19 protein-coding genes and 1 other RNA gene are annotated in these 18,227 nt (G+C 72.2%); 8 read left to right on the forward strand and 12 right to left on the reverse strand.

Annotation, left to right across the window (positions count from 1 at the left end; genetic code table 11):
• The first annotated feature begins 269 nt into the window (after nt 1-269).
• Nucleotides 270-1,811: an MFS transporter gene (locus tag QSK26_RS14320; RefSeq protein ID WP_285775591.1), complete on the forward strand. Its 1,542-nt coding sequence runs from the start codon at nt 270-272 to the stop codon at nt 1,809-1,811.
• A gap of 64 nt (nt 1,812-1,875) precedes the next feature.
• On the opposite strand, the gene QSK26_RS14325 is transcribed toward QSK26_RS14320, so the two are convergent.
• From QSK26_RS14325 to QSK26_RS14340, 4 genes are all read right to left on the reverse strand, one after another.
• The gene (locus tag QSK26_RS14325) at nt 1,876-2,838 is read right to left on the reverse strand and encodes a phosphotriesterase family protein (protein WP_285775592.1); all 963 of its coding nucleotides are present in this window, start codon (nt 2,836-2,838) and stop codon (nt 1,876-1,878) included.
• A 104-nt stretch (nt 2,839-2,942) separates the two neighbouring features.
• The gene (locus QSK26_RS14330; RefSeq protein ID WP_285775593.1) at nt 2,943-3,401 is read right to left on the reverse strand and encodes an NUDIX domain-containing protein; all 459 of its coding nucleotides are present in this window, start codon (nt 3,399-3,401) and stop codon (nt 2,943-2,945) included.
• An 18-nt stretch (nt 3,402-3,419) separates the two neighbouring features.
• Entirely contained in the window at nt 3,420-3,752 is a 333-nt protein-coding gene (locus tag QSK26_RS14335; protein ID WP_285775594.1) for an NPCBM/NEW2 domain-containing protein, read from the reverse strand.
• On the reverse strand, nt 3,752-4,243 hold the full coding sequence (locus QSK26_RS14340; protein ID WP_285775595.1) for a hypothetical protein: 492 nt from the start codon (nt 4,241-4,243) through the stop codon (nt 3,752-3,754). Before QSK26_RS14340 ends, QSK26_RS14335 begins: the two co-directional genes overlap by 1 nt.
• A 163-nt stretch (nt 4,244-4,406) precedes the next feature.
• Between QSK26_RS14340 and QSK26_RS14345 the strand changes: the two genes are divergently transcribed.
• Both QSK26_RS14345 and QSK26_RS14350 read left to right on the forward strand, forming a co-directional pair.
• The gene (locus QSK26_RS14345) at nt 4,407-4,907 is read left to right on the forward strand and encodes a MarR family winged helix-turn-helix transcriptional regulator (protein ID WP_285775596.1); all 501 of its coding nucleotides are present in this window, start codon (nt 4,407-4,409) and stop codon (nt 4,905-4,907) included.
• A complete protein-coding gene (locus QSK26_RS14350; RefSeq protein WP_285775597.1) occupies nt 4,898-6,202 on the forward strand; it encodes an MFS transporter in 1,305 nt (434 codons plus the stop codon). Before QSK26_RS14345 ends, QSK26_RS14350 begins: the two co-directional genes overlap by 10 nt.
• A 37-nt stretch (nt 6,203-6,239) precedes the next feature.
• Here QSK26_RS14350 and QSK26_RS14355 read toward each other — a convergent pair whose 3' ends face one another.
• From QSK26_RS14355 to QSK26_RS14365, 3 genes are read right to left on the reverse strand one after another with little or no spacing between them, the layout of a single operon-like run.
• The gene (locus QSK26_RS14355) at nt 6,240-7,295 is read right to left on the reverse strand and encodes a sensor histidine kinase (protein ID WP_285775598.1); all 1,056 of its coding nucleotides are present in this window, start codon (nt 7,293-7,295) and stop codon (nt 6,240-6,242) included.
• Between the two features lies 1 nt (nt 7,296).
• Complete coding sequence (gene kaiC, locus QSK26_RS14360) at nt 7,297-8,808, reverse strand: circadian clock protein KaiC (RefSeq protein ID WP_285775599.1); 1,512 nt, start codon at nt 8,806-8,808, stop codon at nt 7,297-7,299.
• A 2-nt stretch (nt 8,809-8,810) separates the two neighbouring features.
• The gene (locus QSK26_RS14365) at nt 8,811-9,110 is read right to left on the reverse strand and encodes a circadian clock KaiB family protein (protein ID WP_285775600.1); all 300 of its coding nucleotides are present in this window, start codon (nt 9,108-9,110) and stop codon (nt 8,811-8,813) included.
• A 309-nt stretch (nt 9,111-9,419) separates the two neighbouring features.
• Here QSK26_RS14365 and QSK26_RS14370 point away from each other — a divergent pair, with 309 nt between their 5' ends.
• The 5 genes from QSK26_RS14370 to QSK26_RS14390 all read left to right on the forward strand — a co-directional run bounded on the left by QSK26_RS14370 (nt 9,420) and on the right by QSK26_RS14390 (nt 14,092).
• On the forward strand, nt 9,420-10,121 hold the full coding sequence (locus QSK26_RS14370) for a response regulator transcription factor (protein ID WP_285775601.1): 702 nt from the start codon (nt 9,420-9,422) through the stop codon (nt 10,119-10,121).
• A 216-nt stretch (nt 10,122-10,337) separates the two neighbouring features.
• Nucleotides 10,338-11,318, forward strand: coding sequence for a sensor histidine kinase (locus QSK26_RS14375; protein ID WP_285775602.1), 981 nt, complete (start codon nt 10,338-10,340; stop codon nt 11,316-11,318).
• A gap of 225 nt (nt 11,319-11,543) precedes the next feature.
• Nucleotides 11,544-11,903: a hypothetical protein gene (locus QSK26_RS14380; RefSeq protein WP_285775603.1), complete on the forward strand. Its 360-nt coding sequence runs from the start codon at nt 11,544-11,546 to the stop codon at nt 11,901-11,903.
• 216 nt (nt 11,904-12,119) lie between these two features.
• Nucleotides 12,120-13,445: a sensor histidine kinase gene (locus QSK26_RS14385; RefSeq protein WP_285775604.1), complete on the forward strand. Its 1,326-nt coding sequence runs from the start codon at nt 12,120-12,122 to the stop codon at nt 13,443-13,445.
• Nucleotides 13,442-14,092, forward strand: a complete 651-nt coding sequence (locus tag QSK26_RS14390; RefSeq protein ID WP_285775605.1) for a response regulator — start codon at nt 13,442-13,444, stop codon at nt 14,090-14,092. The genes QSK26_RS14385 and QSK26_RS14390 overlap by 4 nt, the downstream gene beginning before the upstream one ends.
• 36 nt (nt 14,093-14,128) lie before the next feature.
• On the opposite strand, the gene QSK26_RS14395 is transcribed toward QSK26_RS14390, so the two are convergent.
• From QSK26_RS14395 to QSK26_RS14415, 5 genes are all read right to left on the reverse strand, one after another.
• The gene (locus tag QSK26_RS14395) at nt 14,129-14,446 is read right to left on the reverse strand and encodes a hypothetical protein (RefSeq protein WP_285775606.1); all 318 of its coding nucleotides are present in this window, start codon (nt 14,444-14,446) and stop codon (nt 14,129-14,131) included.
• 289 nt (nt 14,447-14,735) lie between these two features.
• An RNA gene (gene rnpB, locus QSK26_RS14400) (RNase P RNA component class A) lies at nt 14,736-15,128 on the reverse strand.
• 167 nt (nt 15,129-15,295) lie between these two features.
• Nucleotides 15,296-16,612 carry a bifunctional RNase H/acid phosphatase gene (locus QSK26_RS14405; RefSeq protein ID WP_285775607.1) on the reverse strand — a complete coding sequence of 439 codons (1,317 nt, stop codon included), beginning with the start codon at nt 16,610-16,612 and terminating at the stop codon, nt 15,296-15,298.
• Nucleotides 16,609-17,349 carry a zinc ribbon domain-containing protein gene (locus QSK26_RS14410; RefSeq protein ID WP_285775608.1) on the reverse strand — a complete coding sequence of 247 codons (741 nt, stop codon included), beginning with the start codon at nt 17,347-17,349 and terminating at the stop codon, nt 16,609-16,611. The genes QSK26_RS14405 and QSK26_RS14410 overlap by 4 nt, the downstream gene beginning before the upstream one ends.
• The gene (locus tag QSK26_RS14415) at nt 17,346-18,185 is read right to left on the reverse strand and encodes a Nif3-like dinuclear metal center hexameric protein (RefSeq protein ID WP_285775609.1); all 840 of its coding nucleotides are present in this window, start codon (nt 18,183-18,185) and stop codon (nt 17,346-17,348) included. Before QSK26_RS14415 ends, QSK26_RS14410 begins: the two co-directional genes overlap by 4 nt.
• Nucleotides 18,186-18,227 lie beyond the last annotated feature (42 nt).

Genomic DNA, 18,227 nt, shown 5'->3' on the forward strand with positions numbered 1-18,227 from the left:
CCGGTCGCGGTCCCGACCCCGGACACGCCCCCCCGGTCTCGGCCCGCAAACCCCGCCCCGCCCCTCGGACCCGGCCCTCAGACCCGGTCGCGGTCCGCGATGCCGGGCGCGGTCCGCGGTCCGCGGTTCAGTCGCAGTACACGGTCCGCGGTGCGCGGAGCTGGGCGTGGCTTCCGTCTTTCGGGGGTGGGCGCGTGCTGACGGGATCGGGGGTGTGGCCGTCAGCGGGCTGTGCGCGCGCCGTCAGCGGGGGCGGCGATTCTCCTGGCATGGAACACACCGCCGTCGGCGACCGCCGCAAGTGGGCGACCCTCGCCATCTCCTGCCTGGCCGTACTCCTGCTGGCCATCGACCTCACCGTGCTGCACCTGGCGCTGCCCCAGCTCGCCGCCGACCTGTCTCCCTCCGCCACGCAGATCCTGTGGATCGGCGACGTGTACGGCTTCGCGCTGGCCGGACTGCTGATCACGATGGGCAACGTGGGAGACCGGATCGGGCGCAAAAGGCTGCTGCTCATCGGCGCGGCGGCCTTCGGGGCGGCGTCGGCGCTGACCGCCTACGCCACCACCCCCGAACTGCTCATCGCCGCGCGCGCCCTGCTCGGCGTAGCGGGCGCCACCATCATGCCGTCCACGTTGTCCATCATCCGCAACGCGTTCACCGAACCGGCCGAGCGCACCACGGCGATCGGCATCTGGAGCGGGATGAGCGCCTCGGGGTTCGCGCTGGGGCCGGTGGTCGGCGGCCTGCTGCTGGACCACTTCTGGTGGGGTTCGGTGTTCCTGATCAACCTGCCGGTCATGGCACTGATCCTGGTCGCCGGCGCGGTCGTGCTGCCCGAGTCGCGCAATCCGCGGCCGGGGCGGCTCGACGCGGTGAGCGTGGTGCTGTCGGTGATCGGGGTGATCGGCGTCATCTACGCGATCAAGGAGGCGGCGGCCGGCGGCCCGGGGCAGGCGGCGGTGTGGATCGCCGGGGGCGCCGGCCTGGCCGCGCTGGCCTGGTTCGCACTGCGGCAGACCCGGCTGGCCGAGCCGCTGATCGACGTCCGGCTGTTCGGCCGCAGGGCCTTCTCCGCCGCGGTGACCGCCAACCTCGTCGCGATCTTCGGAATGTCCGCGCTGTCGCTGGTCTTCGCCTGGTACTTCCAGCTCGTGATCGGCTGGTCGCCGCTGGTGGCCGGGCTCGCCGGGCTGCCGGGCGGACTGGCCGGGGCCGTCGGGGGCGTCCTGGCGGTCAAGCTGATCACGGTGATGGGGCGGGCCCGGGTGGTTGCGCTGGGACTGGCGATGAGCGCCACGTCCTTCGCCCTGTACAGCCAGATGGACGCGGGCACCTCCTACCTGTACCTGCTCGCCGGGATGGTCGTCGGCGGCGTGGGGATCGGCCTGACCTTCGCCGTCACCAACGACACCGTGCTCGCCTCGGTGCCCAAGGAGCGCGCGGGCGCCGCCTCGGCGATCTCGGAGACCGCGTTCGAGCTGGGCGGCGCGCTCGGCATCGCCGTACTCGGCAGCCTGCTCACCGGGGTCTACCGGAGTGGCCTGCAGTTACCCGCCGGGGTGCCCGCCGAGGCCGCCGCCCCGATCAGGGACTCGCTGCCGACCGCGCTGGATGCGGCGGCGGCGCTGCCCGCCGAGCTGGGGGCCGCCGTGGCGGACACGGCTAGGCAGGCGTTCGTCGAGGCCATCGGCACGACGAGCCTGGCCGCGGCCGTTCTCATCGCCGTCCTCGCGGTGGCGTCGCTGGCCGGGCTGCGCGGCGTGCCGGACGTGATCCCCGAGGAGGTCCTCACCGATGCGGGCTCCTGAGCGCGGGCGGGGCCGCAGGGCCGGAGCACGGCCGTGCTCCGGCCCCGCGGGAGCGCGTCCCGGGCTAGGCCGGGACGCGGCTTCGCGTCCCGGGCCGGTCCGGCCGCCAGTCGGCGGCGAACGCCCTGGCCGGGTTGCCGGCGAGGAGCTTACCGACCACCGTCTCGCCCAGCTCCCGCTCCAGCCGTGTCCGCAGCCCGCCCAGCAGGTACGGCATGCCGGGACCGCAGCCGCCGGCGGCCCTGGCCGAGGCGCTGGTGGTGTCGGCGCCGAGCAGCAGCCGGTCCTCGTGCCCCTGGGCGACGAGCCCGGCGAGGAGGTCGAAGAGCCGCCAGTCCGTGGCGTGCCCGGCCGGGGTGGGGCCGTCGAAGGCCAGGTAGGCGCCGCGCTCGGCGATCTCCTGGTGGGTGCGCGGGTCGGGCGAGCGGTTCACGTGCCCGAGGACGACGCTCGGCGCGGGCACCTTGAGCCGGTCGCAGAGCAGGTCGAGCACGGCCGGCCCGGCGGTGCCGAGCTCCAGGTGCACGCCGATGGGGGCGCCGGTGGCGTGGTGGGCCTCGGCGGCGGCGGTCATGACCCGGCGGGCGTGCTCGTCGAGGACGTGGAACCGCCCGGCGACCTTGATCATCCCGGCCCGGGGTTCCTCGCCCTCGCCGTGCAGCGACAGGCCGAGGGTCAGCTCCTCGACGAAGATCTCGGTGAGCCGTCCCATCACGTCGTCCAGCAGCGCGGGCGGATAGTGGGCGGCCTGGTGCAGTCCGGTGGCGGCGACCACGTGCACGCCGCACCGCCGGGAGAGCCGCACGAGGTCGCCCGCCCGCCGGCCGAGCCCGAACGGCGTCCACTGCACGACGGCCCGGCCGCCGAGCGCGCGGAACGCGATGAGCTCCGCCTCGGCGGCCCGGGGATCGTCGAGCTCCTCGCCGGGCAGCAGCGGCGAGCGCAGGAAGAGATGGTCGTGGGAGTCGCAGACCCCGAGCTCCCCGGCCGGGATGTCGCCGAGGACGGTGCGGACCGCTGCGGCCATGGGGCTTCCTGCCGTGTAGAGCGCGACGTCACCGGCCGTGACGTGCTGTTTCGCTCAGCTTAACGCCGGAGGCCCGGGCCCACCCGGCGACGCACCGGGGGCCGTCACAGCGCCAGGCCCCCTTCCAGGTAGGCGGTCGCGCCGCCGTCGCGGGCGGCCACGGCGGCCCTGAGCCGGCGGGCCAGCCGGTCGATCACCAGCCCGTCCACCTCGTGCACCGGGTGGAAGGCGTAGCCGGTCAGCTCGTCGTCGGCGAAGACGATGGCCGCCCGGGTCTCGTCGTCGAGGACGCCGCCGTCGAAGACGAAGAGGATCTTGTCGCCGTCCCCGTCCGGCGCCCAGTCGGCGACGAGCAGCCGCCCGATCGGCGGCCGGATCCCCAGCTCCTCCGCCACCTCCCGCACGCACGCCGCGTACGGGGTCTCGCCCGGCTCGACGAATCCGCCGGGGATGTCGCGCTCCTCCTTGTAGGACGGCTGGACCAGCATGATCCGGCCGTCCCCGTCGGAGAAGAGCGCGCCCGAGGCGGCGTGGGCCCGGGTGGCGGGCGGCATCTCGTACATGATCCCGAGCCTACGCGGTCAGCTACAGGTGATCTTGGCGTCGGCGAAGTCCGCGTGGTCCCAGTAGGCGTTGTCGACGCCGTTGGTGGCGACCAGGCGGACGAACGTGGCGCCCCGCACCGAGGCGGTGACCTTCTTCGCCGGCTGGTCGCCGGTGACCACGCCGGAGCGGGCGGCCAGTTCGCCGTCCGCCCAGACCTGGAACTCCACCGAGCCGTGCTTGACGGCCGGCTCGTCGACCTCGTCGTCCACGCCCAGCGGGTCCTGGTCGACGGCGATCACCTCGGGGTCGCCCGCGACGGCGGCGTACACCTTGCCCGGGTCGGCCCGCAGGATCAGCGGGGCCGCCATCACGGCCCAGAGGCTGAGCTGCGTCCGGTACTGTCCGTCATGCCGCCCTGGCCGATCTGCAGCAGGTCCGGGTCGTTCCAGCTACCCGGCCCGGCGTACTCCTGGCGCAGCATGTTGTTCTCCCAGGCGGTCACCATGCCGGGATAGGAGTCGGCCAGCGGGCTGGTCACCAGGTTGGTGCGCCATGTGGTGGCCAGTTCCCTGCCCCACAGCCACGGGACGGTGCTGCCGTCCTCGTTGTTCATCGCGAACGCGACCGAGTCGCCGAGCGCCGCCCGCATCGGCGGGTAGAGCGTCTGGGCGATCTGCTGCACGTTCTGGCCGGGGACGTCCGCGGTGGGGATCGAGCACCAGTCGTACTTGAGGTAGTCGACGCCCAGCCCGCGATCTGCGCGCCGTCGGCCGCCTCGTGCCGGTAGCCGCCCGGCCCGCCTCCCGCGCAGGCGGCGGTCCCGGCCGAGTGGCTGAGGCCGAGCTTGAGCCCCGCGCACGCCCTCCCGGGCCGTGGAACCCGGCCGTAGACGATTTCAGAAACGCCCCTTGTCTACCGGCGCCCCCGAACGCCCGGTGATCACCTCGATAACCGCACCCAACCCGAAGACCTACATTCGGACATCGTGACAGTACTTATATAAGCGCTGTTACATTAGCCCGGTGACGAGTGAACACCTTCCCGACCCCACGGAGCAGAGTGCGTGGCGGCCGTTGCGGCTGCTCCAGTCGGCCATGGACGACGACATCGCGCGGATCTACCGCGAGGCGCGGATCGAGGGGCTCAAGCCGAGTTACGTGATGGAGTTGATCCGGCTGCACGTGCGCGGGCCGATGACGATCACCGAGCTGGCCGAGTCGGTGGAGCGGACCCACTCGGCGATGAGTCAGAAGGTGGCCGCCATGCGTGCCGCCGGTCTGGTCGTCACCGCCGCCGGGGACGACGCGCGCAGCAAGAAGGTGCTGCTCACGGACAGGGCGGTCGCGGTCATGGACCGGCTGATGGCCGAGTGGCGGGCCACCGAGGCGGCCGTCGCGGAGATCGAGGCGGAGATCCCCTACCCGCTCGGCCAGGTGGTCTCCGACATCGAGGCGGCGCTGCGGCGCAAGAGCTTCCACGACCGGATCGCGGAGAAGCTGGCCGAGGATCCCGCATGGTCGTGAGGCGTGCGCTGGTGGATGTGACCCCGCTGCGGTCGTCCCCGGCGTTCCGGCGGCTGTGGATCGGGGGGGTGTTCTCCGGGTTCGGCAGTCAGATGGCGCTCGTCGCCGTGATGTTCCAGGTCTGGGAGATGACCGGCAGCACCGTGTGGACCGGGGCCGTCGGGCTCGCCCAGGCGATCCCGCTCGTCGTCTTCGGGCTCTTCGCCGGGTCGATCATCGACCGCACCGATCGCCGGACCTTCTACCTGATCGCCACCACCGGCCAGGCCGTCTGCGCGGCGCTGCTGGCCGTCCAGGGATTCTTCGGGCCTCTTCCGGTGGGCGGGGTGCTGGCGCTGGTGGCGGCGCAGTCCTGCTTCGTCGCCGGCGGCGGGCCGGCGGCGCGCACGTTCATCCCGCGGCTGCTGCCCAGGAGCCAGGTGGCGGCCGGGCTGGCGCTGAACCGCATCTCCTTCCAGGCGGCCATGCTGGCCGGGCCGGCGCTGGGCGGGCTGATCCTCGGATGGCTCGGCGTCGCCGCGTGCTACCTGATCGACGCGATCTCGTTCGGGCTGGCGTTCTACGGCGCGTTCGGGCTGCCGCCGATGCGGCCGGAGGGCGAGCCGGCCCGCCCCGGACTGCAGGGGGTGCTCGACGGCCTCGGCTTCCTGGCCCGCAGCCGCCCGGTGCGCGGCGCGCTGCTCACCGACCTCGCCGCGACCGTGCTGTCCATGCCGGTCAGCCTGTTCCCGCTGATCAACGCCGAACGGTTCGGCGGCGATCCGCGCACCCTCGGGCTGTTCCTGTCCGCGATCGCCGTCGGCGGCGTCATCTCCTCGGTCTTCTCCGGCGCGTTCACCCGGCTGCCCCGGCCCGGCCTGGTCATGCTCGCCGGCTCGGCCTCCTGGGGCGTGACGCTCGCGCTGTTCGGCCTGTCGGCGAACCCGTGGCTGGGGCTCGCCTGCCTGGCGCTGGCGGGCGCGGCCGACACCCTCGCCGTGGTGTCCCGGAGCACGATCGTGCAGCTGCACACCCCGGACGCCCTGCTCGGCCGGGTGTCCGCCGCCGAGCAGATCGTCGGCCAGGCGGGCCCGGACGTGGGCAACATGCGCGGCGGCCTGGTCGCCGGCGCGACCTCCGGCACGGCCGCCCTGGTGAGCGGCGGCCTGCTGTGCGTGGCCGCGGTGGTCGCGATCTCCGTCACCGCCCCCGAGCTACGCCGGTCCGGTACGGCCGGGCACGAAGAACCCCGAGCCGGTACGGCCCGCCGACCCCGGGCGGGGAGCGATCTCCCGCCCGCCGGAGGTCAGCCGTAGGCCGCCGGGGCCCGTCCACGCCGCCGGCACCGGCAGGTCAGTCCGCCGGTGCCCGGCGGAGCCGGAGGCAGAAGCAGGCGCCGCCGTCCTCACCGGCCTCGTACCAGGCGTCGCCGCCGTTGCCCTGGGCGAGGCGGCGGACGATCCAGAGTCCCAGGCCGGTGCCCTCCGTCTCCCGCTCGACGTGCGGTTCACGGCTGAAGCGGTCGAACAACCGGGGCACGAAAGCCTGCGGCACACCCGCCCCGTGGTCACGTACCCGCACGTCGATCCAGTCCTCCCGGCCGCGCACGGACACCTCGATCGGCGGCCTCCCGTACGCGAGGGCGTTCTCCAGGTAGTTGCCGAGCATCGCCGCGAACTCCCCGCGGTCGACCAGGGCCACCAGCTCGGCGCCGCAGGACAGGCGCACCTCGTCCGGTCGCCGGTCGAGCTCGCCCAGCCGTTCGAGGATCACTTCGAGCACGGTGACGCGTTCCAGGTGGGCGGACGCTCCCTTCGCGTCGATCGTCGAAGCGGTGAGCAGTTTCCGGACCAGCCCCTGCAGGCGTGCCGTACGGTCGGCGATCCGGTCCACGATGTCGGCCTTCTGCTCCTCCGCGAGGGCCACCAGATGATCGCGCAACAGGTCCACCAGCACGCTGATCGCGGCCAGCGGGTTGTGCAGCTCGTGGGCCGCGATGGCGACCGCGACATTCTGCCGGTCGAGGGCCGCCGCGAGTTCGCCTTCGGTGTGACTGCGGCGGGTGATGTCCCTGAGCGCCGCGACGTACAGGGGGTCGTCGTCCAGGGTCGTGACGGTGACGCGCATCTCGACGACTCGCCTGCCGCCGCCGGGCAGCATCAGGTCGATCTCCGTCGCGGTGCCGGCGACGATGGGGAAGCCGAACGGGGCGCCGACGAGATCCTGCGCCCGGCGGGCGAAGAGTTCCGCGGCGGCCGGATTGCACAGTCGCACAATGCCCTGCGCGTCGACGGCGACGATCCCGTCCGCCGAGCCCGACACGATCACCTGGTCGATGTTGCCCCGGGGTCCGGCCTCGCCCGCCCTCGCGGAACCGGAGCCCGCCGCGCCCTCTCCGCCGGACCTCACCCTAGCGCCCTTCGGTTTCCCCGGGCCGGGGCGGCGCCCATCGATCGTCCGTGCGCATGTTCCCCGTCAGGACCTGGGAGATGTCGCGCAGCGGCTCACCGATGTGCATGCCGGTCTCGTCGATGGTGATCTCACGGATGCTCTGGTCGTGGGAGGAGCCCCGTGACTGGAGCACGACGATCGCACGGTGGATCTCGCCCACGCGTTCCACGTACTGGAGCAGGATCGACACGTCGGCGAGGCCGGCGATCTCCATGTCGAGGGTGGACATACCCGCCGGCATGAGCCGCCCGCTGGGTGTCGCCGTGAGAAGTGTGGTGATCTCGTTCTGCCGCAGGAGCGCCACCAGGGCGATGACGAAGTCGAACAGCGCGCGGGGGGCGACGGCCCGTTCCAGGGCGGACAGCGAGTCGATCACCAGCCGGCTGGGCGCGAACTCCTCGATGGTCCGCCTGAGCTGCAGGAAGTGCTCCTCCGGTGACGCCTCCTCCGGGTAGCCGGACACGACGTGCAGCAGGCCGGACTCCCGCATCGCCTGGAGGTCCAGGCCCAAGCCGGCGGCGTTGCGGAAGAGCTGCCCCTCGGTCTCGTCGAAGGTGCGGAACAGGCATTTCTTCCCCTCCCCGAACGCGGCCGCGGCGAAGCACAGGCTCGCCAGCGTCTTGCCGGTGCCGCTGGGCCCGGACAGTATGACGAGCGCATCCCGGTAGAAGCCGCCGCCGCACATCTCGTCCAGTTCACGGTTGCCGGATGTGACCCGCTCCAGCGACGTCCGCCCGGACGGCGCCAGGAAGGCGAGCGGGACGACGACGATCCCGTCCCGCGGATCGATGGTGAACAGCCATTCTCCCGTGCGGTGCGAAGCGCCGCGGAACTTCACGATCTCCACGGTCCGGCTGCGCCTGCCGTGCTGGAGGACGTTCCGCAGGATGATGACGTTGTCGAGCACGAACTGCTCCACCCCGTAGCGGGTCACGCCGTTGTACTCCTCGGGCCGCTCCGCGGTGAGCACGGCGGTGACCCCTAGCTCTTTCAGCGCGGAGGCGATCTGATGCAGCTCATGACGCACGGTGCTGAAGTCGGCGAAGCGTGTGAAGATCGCACCGAGTGAGTCCACCGCGACCCTGCGGGCCCCGGTCTGCTGGACGGCGTGCCGGATGCGGGCCAGCAGACCGCCGAAGTCGAAGGCCCCGATGACCGGTGCGTCCTCCCCGATGTCCGCCGACACGTCGACGAACGCCCATCTGCGATCTCTCTCCCACTCTTCGAGCGGAAAGCCCAGCGACGCCGAGTTGCGCCGGATGTCGGCGGCCGTCTCCTCGAAGGTGACGAAGACTCCGGCCTCGTCGTGGTGCGTTATCCCGCGGGCCAGGAACTCGACGGCGAACAGCGTCTTACCGCTGCCGGTCGTACCGCTCACGAGCGTGGACCGCCTGGCGGGCAGCCCGCCCAGCGCGATGTGGTCGAAGCCGTTGATCCCGGTGGGAACCCGCTCGATCGTGTTGCCCGCCATCGTCACACCCCTTCCGAAGGAGATTCGTCCTGAGACGGAAGGCCGAGGGCGATCGCCGCGCGACCGTGGTCGGAGAGATCCCCGATCACCCGCCGCTGCGGTGACGGGGCGAGCCGGATCACCGTCGGCGTGGCCAGGATCCACGCCTGCTCCGCGAGGTCGGGGCGTTGCGAGGTGTCGATGACCTCGACCTCGTAGGTGCCGGGGAAGAGAGAGTCGCACAGGAAGCGCAGATTGGCCTCCGCGGACTTCGAGCGGGCCGTGTCCCCCGCCACGTACAGCTGGAACGAGTATCTGATCACCTGGAGCTCCGGCTCGGGCGCGCGGGCCGCCTCAACCGCCTCGCGTTCGTACGGGCCACCGTCACACCTCACCCTCGTGAAGACCTGCCGAAGAGGACTTGCCCATCACCGTGCGCACACGTAACGTCACCACTAAGGCCACCGGACCGGTCGTGGGCCGTGCCGTGCGCTCCGCCGGGGCGGGCACGCCGTTCGGGTCGCGTCCCCACTCTCCGTACCCCCTGACGCACGTATCGCACACGGAGCGGGACCGGCCGCGGTGGGCACGAGCCGGGGAACGTCCCGGACCGCAGGGAGCGGGGATGTCCGATGACGCGAGTTCTCGTGGTCGAGGATCAGCGGGCACTCGCCGGCGCCCTTGAGATCGCGATCGACGCCCAGCCGGACCTGGAGTGCGTGGGCGCCGCGGGAACCATCGCGGACGCCGTACCGCTGGCTGCCGCTCACAGCCCGGATGTCGTCCTGATGGACATCCACCTGCCCGACGTCGACGGGATCGAGGGGACGAGAAGGATCAAGGCGTCTCATCCGGAGGCTCGCGTGCTCATCCTGACCGGGGACGCCACTCCCGACCTGCTCGTGGCCGCCGCCACCGCGGGCGCTGCCGGATTTCTCGCCAAGGACAGCACTTTCCCTGACATTCTCAAGGTCATCCGGGCCTCGGTCGATCAGAAGATCATCATGCTGGAGGGCAGCACCCTCCAGGCGCTCCTCCGGGACCCGGGGCCGGGCACGCCGTCACCGGCCGGTCGCGAGAACTGGCCCGGGCTGACCGCCCGCGAATTCGACGTCCTGGAGCTGATGGGCGAGGGGCTCGACCCCCGTTCGATCGCGGAAAGACTCGTCGTGAGCGTGCACACCGCCCGGGGCCACGTCAAGAACGTGCTGACGAAGCTGCACGCGCACAGCCAGCTGGAGGCCGTTATCGTGGCCACCCGGACGAAACTCCTGCCCGGCTCGCCGGGCCGCCCTCCGTTCGGCCCATCTGGGGGTGGCCGTCGGCCCACCTGAGGGTGGCGGACGTGCCGCGTCACCTCTAGCGTTCTAAGGACAACGCCTCCGGTCCGGAACTCGACCCAGGTCACCCGGACATCCCCGAGAGGACGACTTCGCTTCGCGTGGATCCATCCGGGACGTTCCCGCCGGATGAGCCGGTGACGCCATGTGCCCGATGTCGCCCTACGACCAACCGGCCGTGCCCACATCCTCGGAGATCGAAGGGCTGATATGGACAAGCGACAACTGACCGGTCTGTGCGACTACATCGACGGGCTCCCGGTGCCCTCGGATCTGCGGCACGTGTGCTGTGAGGTCCCCGCCCAGGTGGGAGAGGACGAGGTCACCCGTACCGTCAGGACGGTCACCTGCAGGCTGGGACGGTTGAACCAGGCGCTGGTGCAGCAGCAGCAGTTCGCCTCCGACGCCTCGCACGAGCTGCGCAGCCCCGTCGCGGGACTGCGCGCGGAGCTTGAGGAAGCCCAGCTGCATCCCGGCGTGGACGACGTTCACGACGTGCTCGATCGCGCGCTGGACGACGTCGGCCGCCTCGAAGCCATCATCGGCGACCTGCTCCTGCTCTCCAAGGCCAGCAACCCGGCGCCGGCCGAGAAGGAGCGGGTGGACCTGGCCGAGCTGGTCCGGAACGAGGTCGCCCGGCGGGAGGACCGGCTCAGGGTGGAACTGCGGAGCTGCTCCGAGGCGTACGTGAACACGGTCCGCGTCCAGATCATCCGGCTGCTCACCAACCTGTTGGACAACGCGCAACGGCATGCCAAGGGGAGGGTGCGGGTCGAGGTCACCTGCGACGCGCAGGTGGCGGAACTGTCCGTCTCCGACGACGGCGAGGGGATCGCCGAGGCAGACCGGGAACGGATCTTCGATCGTTTCAGCCGGCTCGACGCGGCCCGCAGCCGCGACTGCAGCGGCACCGGCCTCGGCCTCGCCATCGCCCGCGAGATCGCCCAGGCCCATCACGGGACCCTCGACGCCGGAGACTCCGCCATCGGCGGCGCGCGTTTCGCTCTCCGGCTTCCCCTGGTCCCCCGCCCGGCGGCCCCGTCCTCCGGCAGCGACATGGACAGACCCGGCCGCTGCGCCGCCGAGCCGGCGCCTGAGTATGCCGGGATCCCGGCCACGCCATGCGACCTGTGCGCCTTCGTGGATCACATCACCGAGTCGATCATGGCGAAGGGCTTCGACACCGGTTAGACCGCCCCGCTCGGTTGGTGACAGGCGTGGTGTCGGACATGGAGAGGGCCATCGCGTGATCGGGCGCACCGCCTCCGGCTCCACCGATCGGTGGAGTCGCTCCACCGCATGGGCGAGCGGCGGATTCCACCGCCTGCCCCGGCGATCGGCTGATCCGCATGGGGTGCCCGCGTTGCGACGCTGATTTCCGTCGGAGAACGACAGATACGACGGAGGCGAATCGGCATGCGCAATGTGATCTGGCTGATCGGCGGGTACGCCGCGGTCAGCGTGCTGACACTGGTGGCGGTGATCGTGTTCCGGCACGACGCGGCGATGGTCACCACCGCGGTCTGGATCCGCGGCACCATCGTCGCCGCCGCCTCGCTGCTCACCCTGTTCATCGCGGTCCGGGCGGCCCGCGGCGACCGCCGGATGCTGCTGCGGCTGCGCGTCGTCACCGCGGCCATGCTGGTCGCGATCGTGGTGATCATCGCGGTGCCCGGCGCGTTCCCGCTCTGGCTCAAGCTCGAACAGGGCATCTGCGGCCTGCTCCTGCTGGCCGTGGTCGTACAGATCAACCGGCGCCCGGCGGTCCGGCCGTGAGCGACGGTGGAGTGCGCCGTGGGCCTGCGGACGCCGACCGGGGCCGGATTCGCGTACTGGGCCGCGACCCGCCGGCACATCTGCCACGTCACCCCGATGGCGCCACGGTCACCGCCATACAGGACGCCACGAACGGGCACCGGTTCGCCCTGGTCACGTTGCTCACGTGGGCGACCGGGGCGGCGGCTAAATTGTTCCGCTGGGAGTAGGTGCGCGATGCAGAGTTGGCAGATGGCCGGGCCGGCGGGCTGGGAACAACGGTTCAGCCCCATGGTCACCGTGGTTCCTTACGTGCTGCTGGCCGTCCTGGCCGCCCAGACCATCGCCTTCAGGCACGACCAGCCGCGCTCCCTCGCCATCGACCTCACGCTCTGCGCGGCGGCCGCGGTGTGGAACCTGGTGTTCTTCACGCTGCACCCGTCGTGGCGCGGCCGGGTCGGCGTGATGGGCGTCTTCCTGACCGGCCTGATCCTGTTCGGGCTGGTCATGGTCCTGCGCGACCCATGGTTCGGCTTCTACACGCCCGCGCTGTACTTCTACGCGTACCGGATCATCGGCTGGCCGCGCGAGCTGTACTTCGTCGCCGCCGTCGCGGTGGTGGCCGGCACGGCCCAGGCGTCCGGCGTGGACCCCGGCACCTGGGTCGGCCGCCTCGAGTACCTGGCCATCCTGGTCGTCAACATCGCGCCGATGTGCCTGGTGGCCTGGATCGGCGAGATCAGCGCCCGGTACTACGACGCCCGGGAGGCGGCGCTGCGCGAGGCCCGGGAGGCCAACGCGCGGCTGGCCGCGGCCGTGACCGAGAACGCGGCGCTGCAGGAACGGCTGGTCGAGCAGGCCCGCGCGGCCGGCGTCCTGGACGAGCGGGCCCGGATGGCTCGGGAGATCCACGACACGCTGGCCCGGGGCCTGACCGGCATCGTCACCCAGTTGCAGGCGGCCGAGCACGCGGCCGACGACCCGGCCGCGTGGCGCCGGCACCACGCGGCGGCGACCGCGCTGGCCCGGGAGAGCCTGACCGAGGCGCGGCGCTCGGTGAACGAGTTGCGCCCGGAGCCACTGGAGACCGGCCGCCTGGCCGACGCCATCACCGAGGTGGCGGCCAGATGGTCGGCCCGTCACGGCGTCCCCGCCCAGGTCGCCATCACCGGCGGCACCCGCACGATGCGCCCGGAGGCCGAGGTCGCCCTGCTGCGGATCGCCCAGGAGGGCCTGGCCAACGTCGCCAAGCACGCCCCCACCGCCACCCGAGTCGGCCTCACTCTCACCTACATGGACCACCAGACCGCCCTCGACATCCGCGACGACGGCCAGGGCTTCAACCTGGCCACCCTCGTCTCCGCGCCGTCCGCCTCCCCGTCCTCCGGCTCAGGCGGCGGATCGGATCCGTCCGGCGGCAGTCGGAGCGGGGGCTTCGGGTTGGTGGCGATGCGGCAGCGGATCGAGGCGTTGTCGGGCACGTTGCAGATCGAATCGGAGGTGGGGGGCGGGACCGGGATCTCGGCCTGCCTGCCCGCCGAGGCACCGGAGGTACGTTCGTGAGTGACCCCATCAAGCTGCTCGTCGCCGACGACCACCCGGTGGTGCGGGACGGGCTGAGCAGCATGTTCGCCCGCGACCCGGAGTTCACCGTGGTCGGCGAGGCGGCGGACGGGGCTGAGGCGGTCCGGCTGGCCGAGGCGCTCGGGCCGGACGTGATCCTGATGGACCTGCGGATGGCCGGCATGGACGGCGTCACCGCGATCGGAGAGCTGACCCGGCGCGGCGTACCGGCCCGGGTGCTGGTGCTGACCACCTACGACACCGACAGCCACGTGCTGCCCGCGATCGAGGCCGGCGCCACCGGCTACCTGCTCAAGGACGCGCCGCGGGACGAGTTGCTGCGCGCCGTACGCTCGGCCGCCCGCGGCGAGGTCGCGCTCTCGCCGTCGGTGGCCGCCCGCCTGATGAGCCGGCTGCGCACCCCGGCACCCCCGACCGGCCCACTGAGCCGGCGCGAGCTGGAGGTGCTGCGCCTGGTCGCGTCCGGCCACACCAACCGGGAGGCGGCCGCCCAGCTTTTCATCACCGAGGCCACGGTCAAGACACACCTGCTCAACATCTATACGAAGCTCGACGTCAACGACCGCGCGGCCGCGGTCGCGGAGGGCTACAACCGCGGCCTGCTCGCCGCTCCCGAGCGCCCGTGAATCATTCGCTTCACACCGGGTGCCGGCCGCGATCATCTAGAGAAGGGCGTCGAGATCGTCCATGCAGACTTCGAGCCTCCTGCTGACAGCGTCACCATTTGGGTCTGAGCTGTCCAGGTACGCCCCTATGGCTAAGTACTGATTTTCGCGACTCCAACGGATGAAAGCTCCGCCGTCCGAGCTTTGCCCCACAAGTTGCGCACCCACTCCAAGGTCGTACTGCTTGCCCCCGATGGAGATTTTCCAGGTCGGCGGAGGCTTGATTATCTTGTCTTTCTCCCAGTCGACAAGCGAGTCGAGAACCTGCCACTCGTCGGCGGAGAGGGCGAAACTTCCGGCGACGGCGTAGACCAAGGGGCCCCTGGGCGTCCCGGCCGCGAGATGAGCGCCAACTGATCCTGGTGGCCCACGGTTCTCGCGTCAGACCGTAATTCCTCAACGCCTTTCGCGTTCGCGACCACCCCCGACAGGTCCGAAGGCTGCAAGGGCTCAGGCTGGTCCGCCACGTTCGATCCCCTTCCTGCGGGTCCGTCCCTCGTCATCGTGGGACAGCACACGGGGCGGGATCAAGGGGTGACCTCAATCGGATGCCCGTCCACATGATCGGCCGGGAACTGTTTCCACCGGTGGACACCAGGCAGGGCGGACGAGTCGGCCTGTAGGCCGGGTTCTGTGCCCGCGTTGGCGGGCGGCGGCCATCCATCTAGGGCCGTCGTTGCCGACGGCCTCAAGCGATCTACCCGCGCGGCTCGGGCGGGCAGCCCTCGAACGTCGCGCGCGGGACGGTCCTTACGGGCCGCCCCTTCTTGACCTTGCTCCGGGTGGGGTTTACCTAGCCGCCCACGTCACCGTGGGCGCTGGTGGTCTCTTACACCACCCTTTCACCCTTACCTCCCGTTTCGGGGAGGCGGTCTGCTCTCTGTGGCACTGTCCCGCGGGTCACCCCGGGTCGGCGTTACCGACCACCCTGCCCTGTGGAGCCCGGACCTTCCTCGGCGAGCCCCGTAGGGCCCGACGCGGCCGCCCGGCCGGCTCGTCCGCCGTACCTCTAGCCTAACGCGTCCCAAGTGATCCACAACCGGGAGGCAGGTGCGGCACGGTCGGATGGGGATGTCGCCGCCGGGGAGGGCGGGGGGACGCGGGGCCGTGCCGGTTCGCCTGGATGCCGGCACGGCCCTGGGGCGCCGTCCGGGGCGGAGCCGGTCAGCGCAGGTGGGACGTGTCGTTGAGGGCCTTCACCACGGCGGGGCCGTCGGCGTAGTACTCGATGACCGACAGGCAGGCCAGGTCGAGGTGCATGCGGTAGAGCGCCTCCGCGGGGGCCGTCAGCGCCAGCCGCAGCAGCGTCTTGATGGGCGTGACGTGCGAGACGGCCAGGATCGTCTTGCCCGGGTGTTCGCCGAGGAGGCGTTCCCTGGCCTCCTCGACCCGGCCGGTCGCCGTGGCGAAGCTCTCTCCCCCGGGCGGGGCGACGCCGGGGTCGGCCAGCCAGGCGGCGAGCTCCGCCGGCCAGCGACGCTGGATCTCGGTGAAGGTGTGCCCCTCCCAGTCGCCGAAGTCGACCTCCCGCAGCCCGTCCTCGACGACGACGGGGACGCCCACCCGCGCGGCGACGATCTCCGCGGTGGCCCTGGCCCGCCTGAGCGGGGAGCTCACGATCACGTCGATCCCGTACGGCTCGCGCGCCAGCCGTACGGCGGCGGCCTCGGCCTGGGCCGTGCCCTGGCCGGTCAGTTCGGGGTCGCCGAGGCCGGAGAACCTGCGCTCGACCGACAGCGGCGTCTCCCCGTGCCGGAGCAGCAGGAGCACGGTGGCGGTGCTCGTCGGCGGACGCCACCCGGTGCCACGCCCGCCGGCGGCGCCCACCGCCGGTGCGGGAGCCGACACGGGAGCCGACACAGGGGCCGACACGGCGGCTTCCGAGACGGCGGCGTCGGTCAGCGGGTCGGTGTCCGGGGCGGTGTCCGGGGCGGCGAAGAGGGAGTCCTGGACACCCGTACCGGGCCCGAGGTCACCGCCGGACGCGGAGGCCGAGGCGGGGGGCGCGCCGGAGGAGGGGGGCGGGCCGGGGGTGGGCGGCGGGGCGGAGGTGGGGTGCCAGGTGCGGCCCTTGGCTGCGGCGTCCATGGCCTCGTTGGCGAGGCGGTCGGCGTGGCGGTTGCGCTCGCGCGGGATCCAGGTCCAGGTGACCTTGAGGCGGCGGGCCATGGCCGCGGCCTCCAGCGCGAGCGGGCGCAGGCCCTCGTTCTTGATCTTCCAGCGGCCGGCCATCTGCTCGATGACCAGCTTGGAGTCCATCCGGACCTCGACCCGTGCGCCGTCCCCGCCCACCGCGAGGACGGAGGCGAGGCCGGCGATCAGGCCGCGGTACTCGGCGACGTTGTTGGTGGTGGTGCCGAGGGCTTCGGCGGCCTCGGCGAGAACCTGCCCGTCGGCGGCGTCCTTGACCACGGCGCCGTAGCCCGCGGGGCCCGGGTTGCCGCGCGACCCGCCGTCGGCCTCGACGACGAAAGCCGTCACAGGCCCGACTCTGCGGTCCGGACGAGGATGCGGCGGCACTCCTCGCAGCGGATGACCTCGTCGTGCGCGGCGGACCTGATCCGGTTGAGGTCGGCGATGGACAGCGACACCTTGCATCCCTGGCACCGGCCGCCGTGCAGCATCGCGGCGCCCACGCCGTACTGGCCGCGCAGCTTCTCATAGAGCGCCAGCAGGTCGGCGGGGATGTCCGCGGTGAGCCCGGAACGGCCGCCGGCGGCCTGGGCGTGCTCCTTGTCGATCTCGGCGAGGCCGGCGTCGCGGCGGTCCTCGGCGTCGGCGCGGCCGCCACTGATCTCGTCGCGCTCGGCGACCAGCTTGGCGAGCTTCTCCTCGGCCGACTCGCGGCGCTCCATGATCTCCAGGACGACCTCTTCCAGGTCGCCCTGCCGGCGCTGCAACGAGGCGATCTCGGACTGGAGGCCGGCGAGGTCCTTGGCGGAGCCGACCTGGCCGGAGTCGAGCCGCTTCTGGTCGCGGTCGGCGCGGGCGCGCACCGCTTCGACATCGGACTCGGCCTTGGTCTGGTCCCGCCCGAGGTCGCTGACCTCGGTCTCCAGGGCGATCACCTGGGGGACCAGGCGGGCCAGCCGGCCCGAGAGCTCGTCGATCTCCGCGAGCTCGGGCAGCGTCCGGCGGCGATGCGCCAGGCGGTCGAGGACGGAGTCGAGCTTCGCGAGCTCGAGCAGACGCTTCTGTGCTTCTGGGGCTGCTTTCACTTCGTATCCTCGCACTGTGCTGTTGTCGTCCAGGCGTCCGTGACCGTCTCGGAGACGCGCGTCTCAACAGTAATCCCCCGCGCGCCCAGCACGGACGTCAAGAGCGCGGCGGCCTGGCCCAGCCAGGGCCATTCGGTGGCCCAGTGGGCCGCGTCGAGCAGCGCCGGGCCGCCCGCCTCGACGAACTCACTGGCCGGATGGTGGCGCAGGTCGGCGGTGAGGAAGGCGTCCACGCCGGCCGCGCGTGCCGTACCGAGGAGGGAGTCGCCGGCGCCGCCGCTGACCGCGATCCTGCGCACCCTGCGGTCGGGGTCGCCCGCGACGCGCAGGCCCCAGGCGGTGCGCGGCAGCCCCGCGGCGGCGCGGGCGGCGAACTCGGCGAGCGTGACCGGCTCGGCCAGCGAGCCGATCCGGCCCAGGCCGCGGCGCGGGTCGTCGGCGGCGGGGCGGAGGGGGACGAGGTCGCCGGTGAGGCCGACCGCGCGGGCGAGCGCGTCGGAGACGCCGGGGTCGGCCACGTCGGCGTTGGTGTGCGCGGTGTAGAGGGCGACGTCGTTCTTGATCAGCGTGTGCACCACGCGGCCCTTGAACGTGGTCGCCGCCACGCTGGTGGTGCCGCGCAGGTAGAGCGGGTGGTGGGTGACGACCAGGTCGGCGCCCCAGGCCAGCGCCTCGTCCACGACCGTGCGGACCGGGTCGACCGCGAAGAGCACCCGGCGCACGGCGGCGGCCGGGTCGCCGCAGACCAGGCCCACCGCGTCCCAGGACTCGGCCCACGCGGGGTCGTACAACGTTTCGAGCTCTTCGACGACTGCGGCTAGCGTTGCTTCGGGCACGATGCGCACATTACCGCCGCCGCCCCCTGCCGCCGGAACCGA

Source organism: Microtetraspora sp. NBRC 13810 (assembly GCF_030268685.1).
Classification (GTDB): Bacteria; Actinomycetota; Actinomycetes; order Streptosporangiales; family Streptosporangiaceae; genus BSRQ01.

What these genes read in the sequence shown, in the direction of transcription:
- QSK26_RS14325 (WP_285775592.1), bottom strand. Translation starts at nt 2,838, where the DNA reads ATGGCCGCAGCGGTCCGCACCGTCCTCGGCGACATCCCGGCCGGGGAG.
- QSK26_RS14375 (WP_285775602.1), top strand. Translation starts at nt 10,338, where the DNA reads ATGGACAAGCGACAACTGACCGGTCTGTGCGACTACATCGACGGGCTC.
- QSK26_RS14330 (WP_285775593.1), bottom strand. Translation starts at nt 3,401, where the DNA reads ATGTACGAGATGCCGCCCGCCACCCGGGCCCACGCCGCCTCGGGCGCG.
- QSK26_RS14350 (WP_285775597.1), top strand. Translation starts at nt 4,898, where the DNA reads ATGGTCGTGAGGCGTGCGCTGGTGGATGTGACCCCGCTGCGGTCGTCC.
- QSK26_RS14385 (WP_285775604.1), top strand. Translation starts at nt 12,120, where the DNA reads ATGCAGAGTTGGCAGATGGCCGGGCCGGCGGGCTGGGAACAACGGTTC.
- QSK26_RS14335 (WP_285775594.1), bottom strand. Translation starts at nt 3,752, where the DNA reads ATGGCGGCCCCGCTGATCCTGCGGGCCGACCCGGGCAAGGTGTACGCC.
- QSK26_RS14370 (WP_285775601.1), top strand. Translation starts at nt 9,420, where the DNA reads ATGACGCGAGTTCTCGTGGTCGAGGATCAGCGGGCACTCGCCGGCGCC.
- kaiC (WP_285775599.1), bottom strand. Translation starts at nt 8,808, where the DNA reads ATGGCGGGCAACACGATCGAGCGGGTTCCCACCGGGATCAACGGCTTC.
- QSK26_RS14320 (WP_285775591.1), top strand. Translation starts at nt 270, where the DNA reads ATGGAACACACCGCCGTCGGCGACCGCCGCAAGTGGGCGACCCTCGCC.
- QSK26_RS14380 (WP_285775603.1), top strand. Translation starts at nt 11,544, where the DNA reads ATGCGCAATGTGATCTGGCTGATCGGCGGGTACGCCGCGGTCAGCGTG.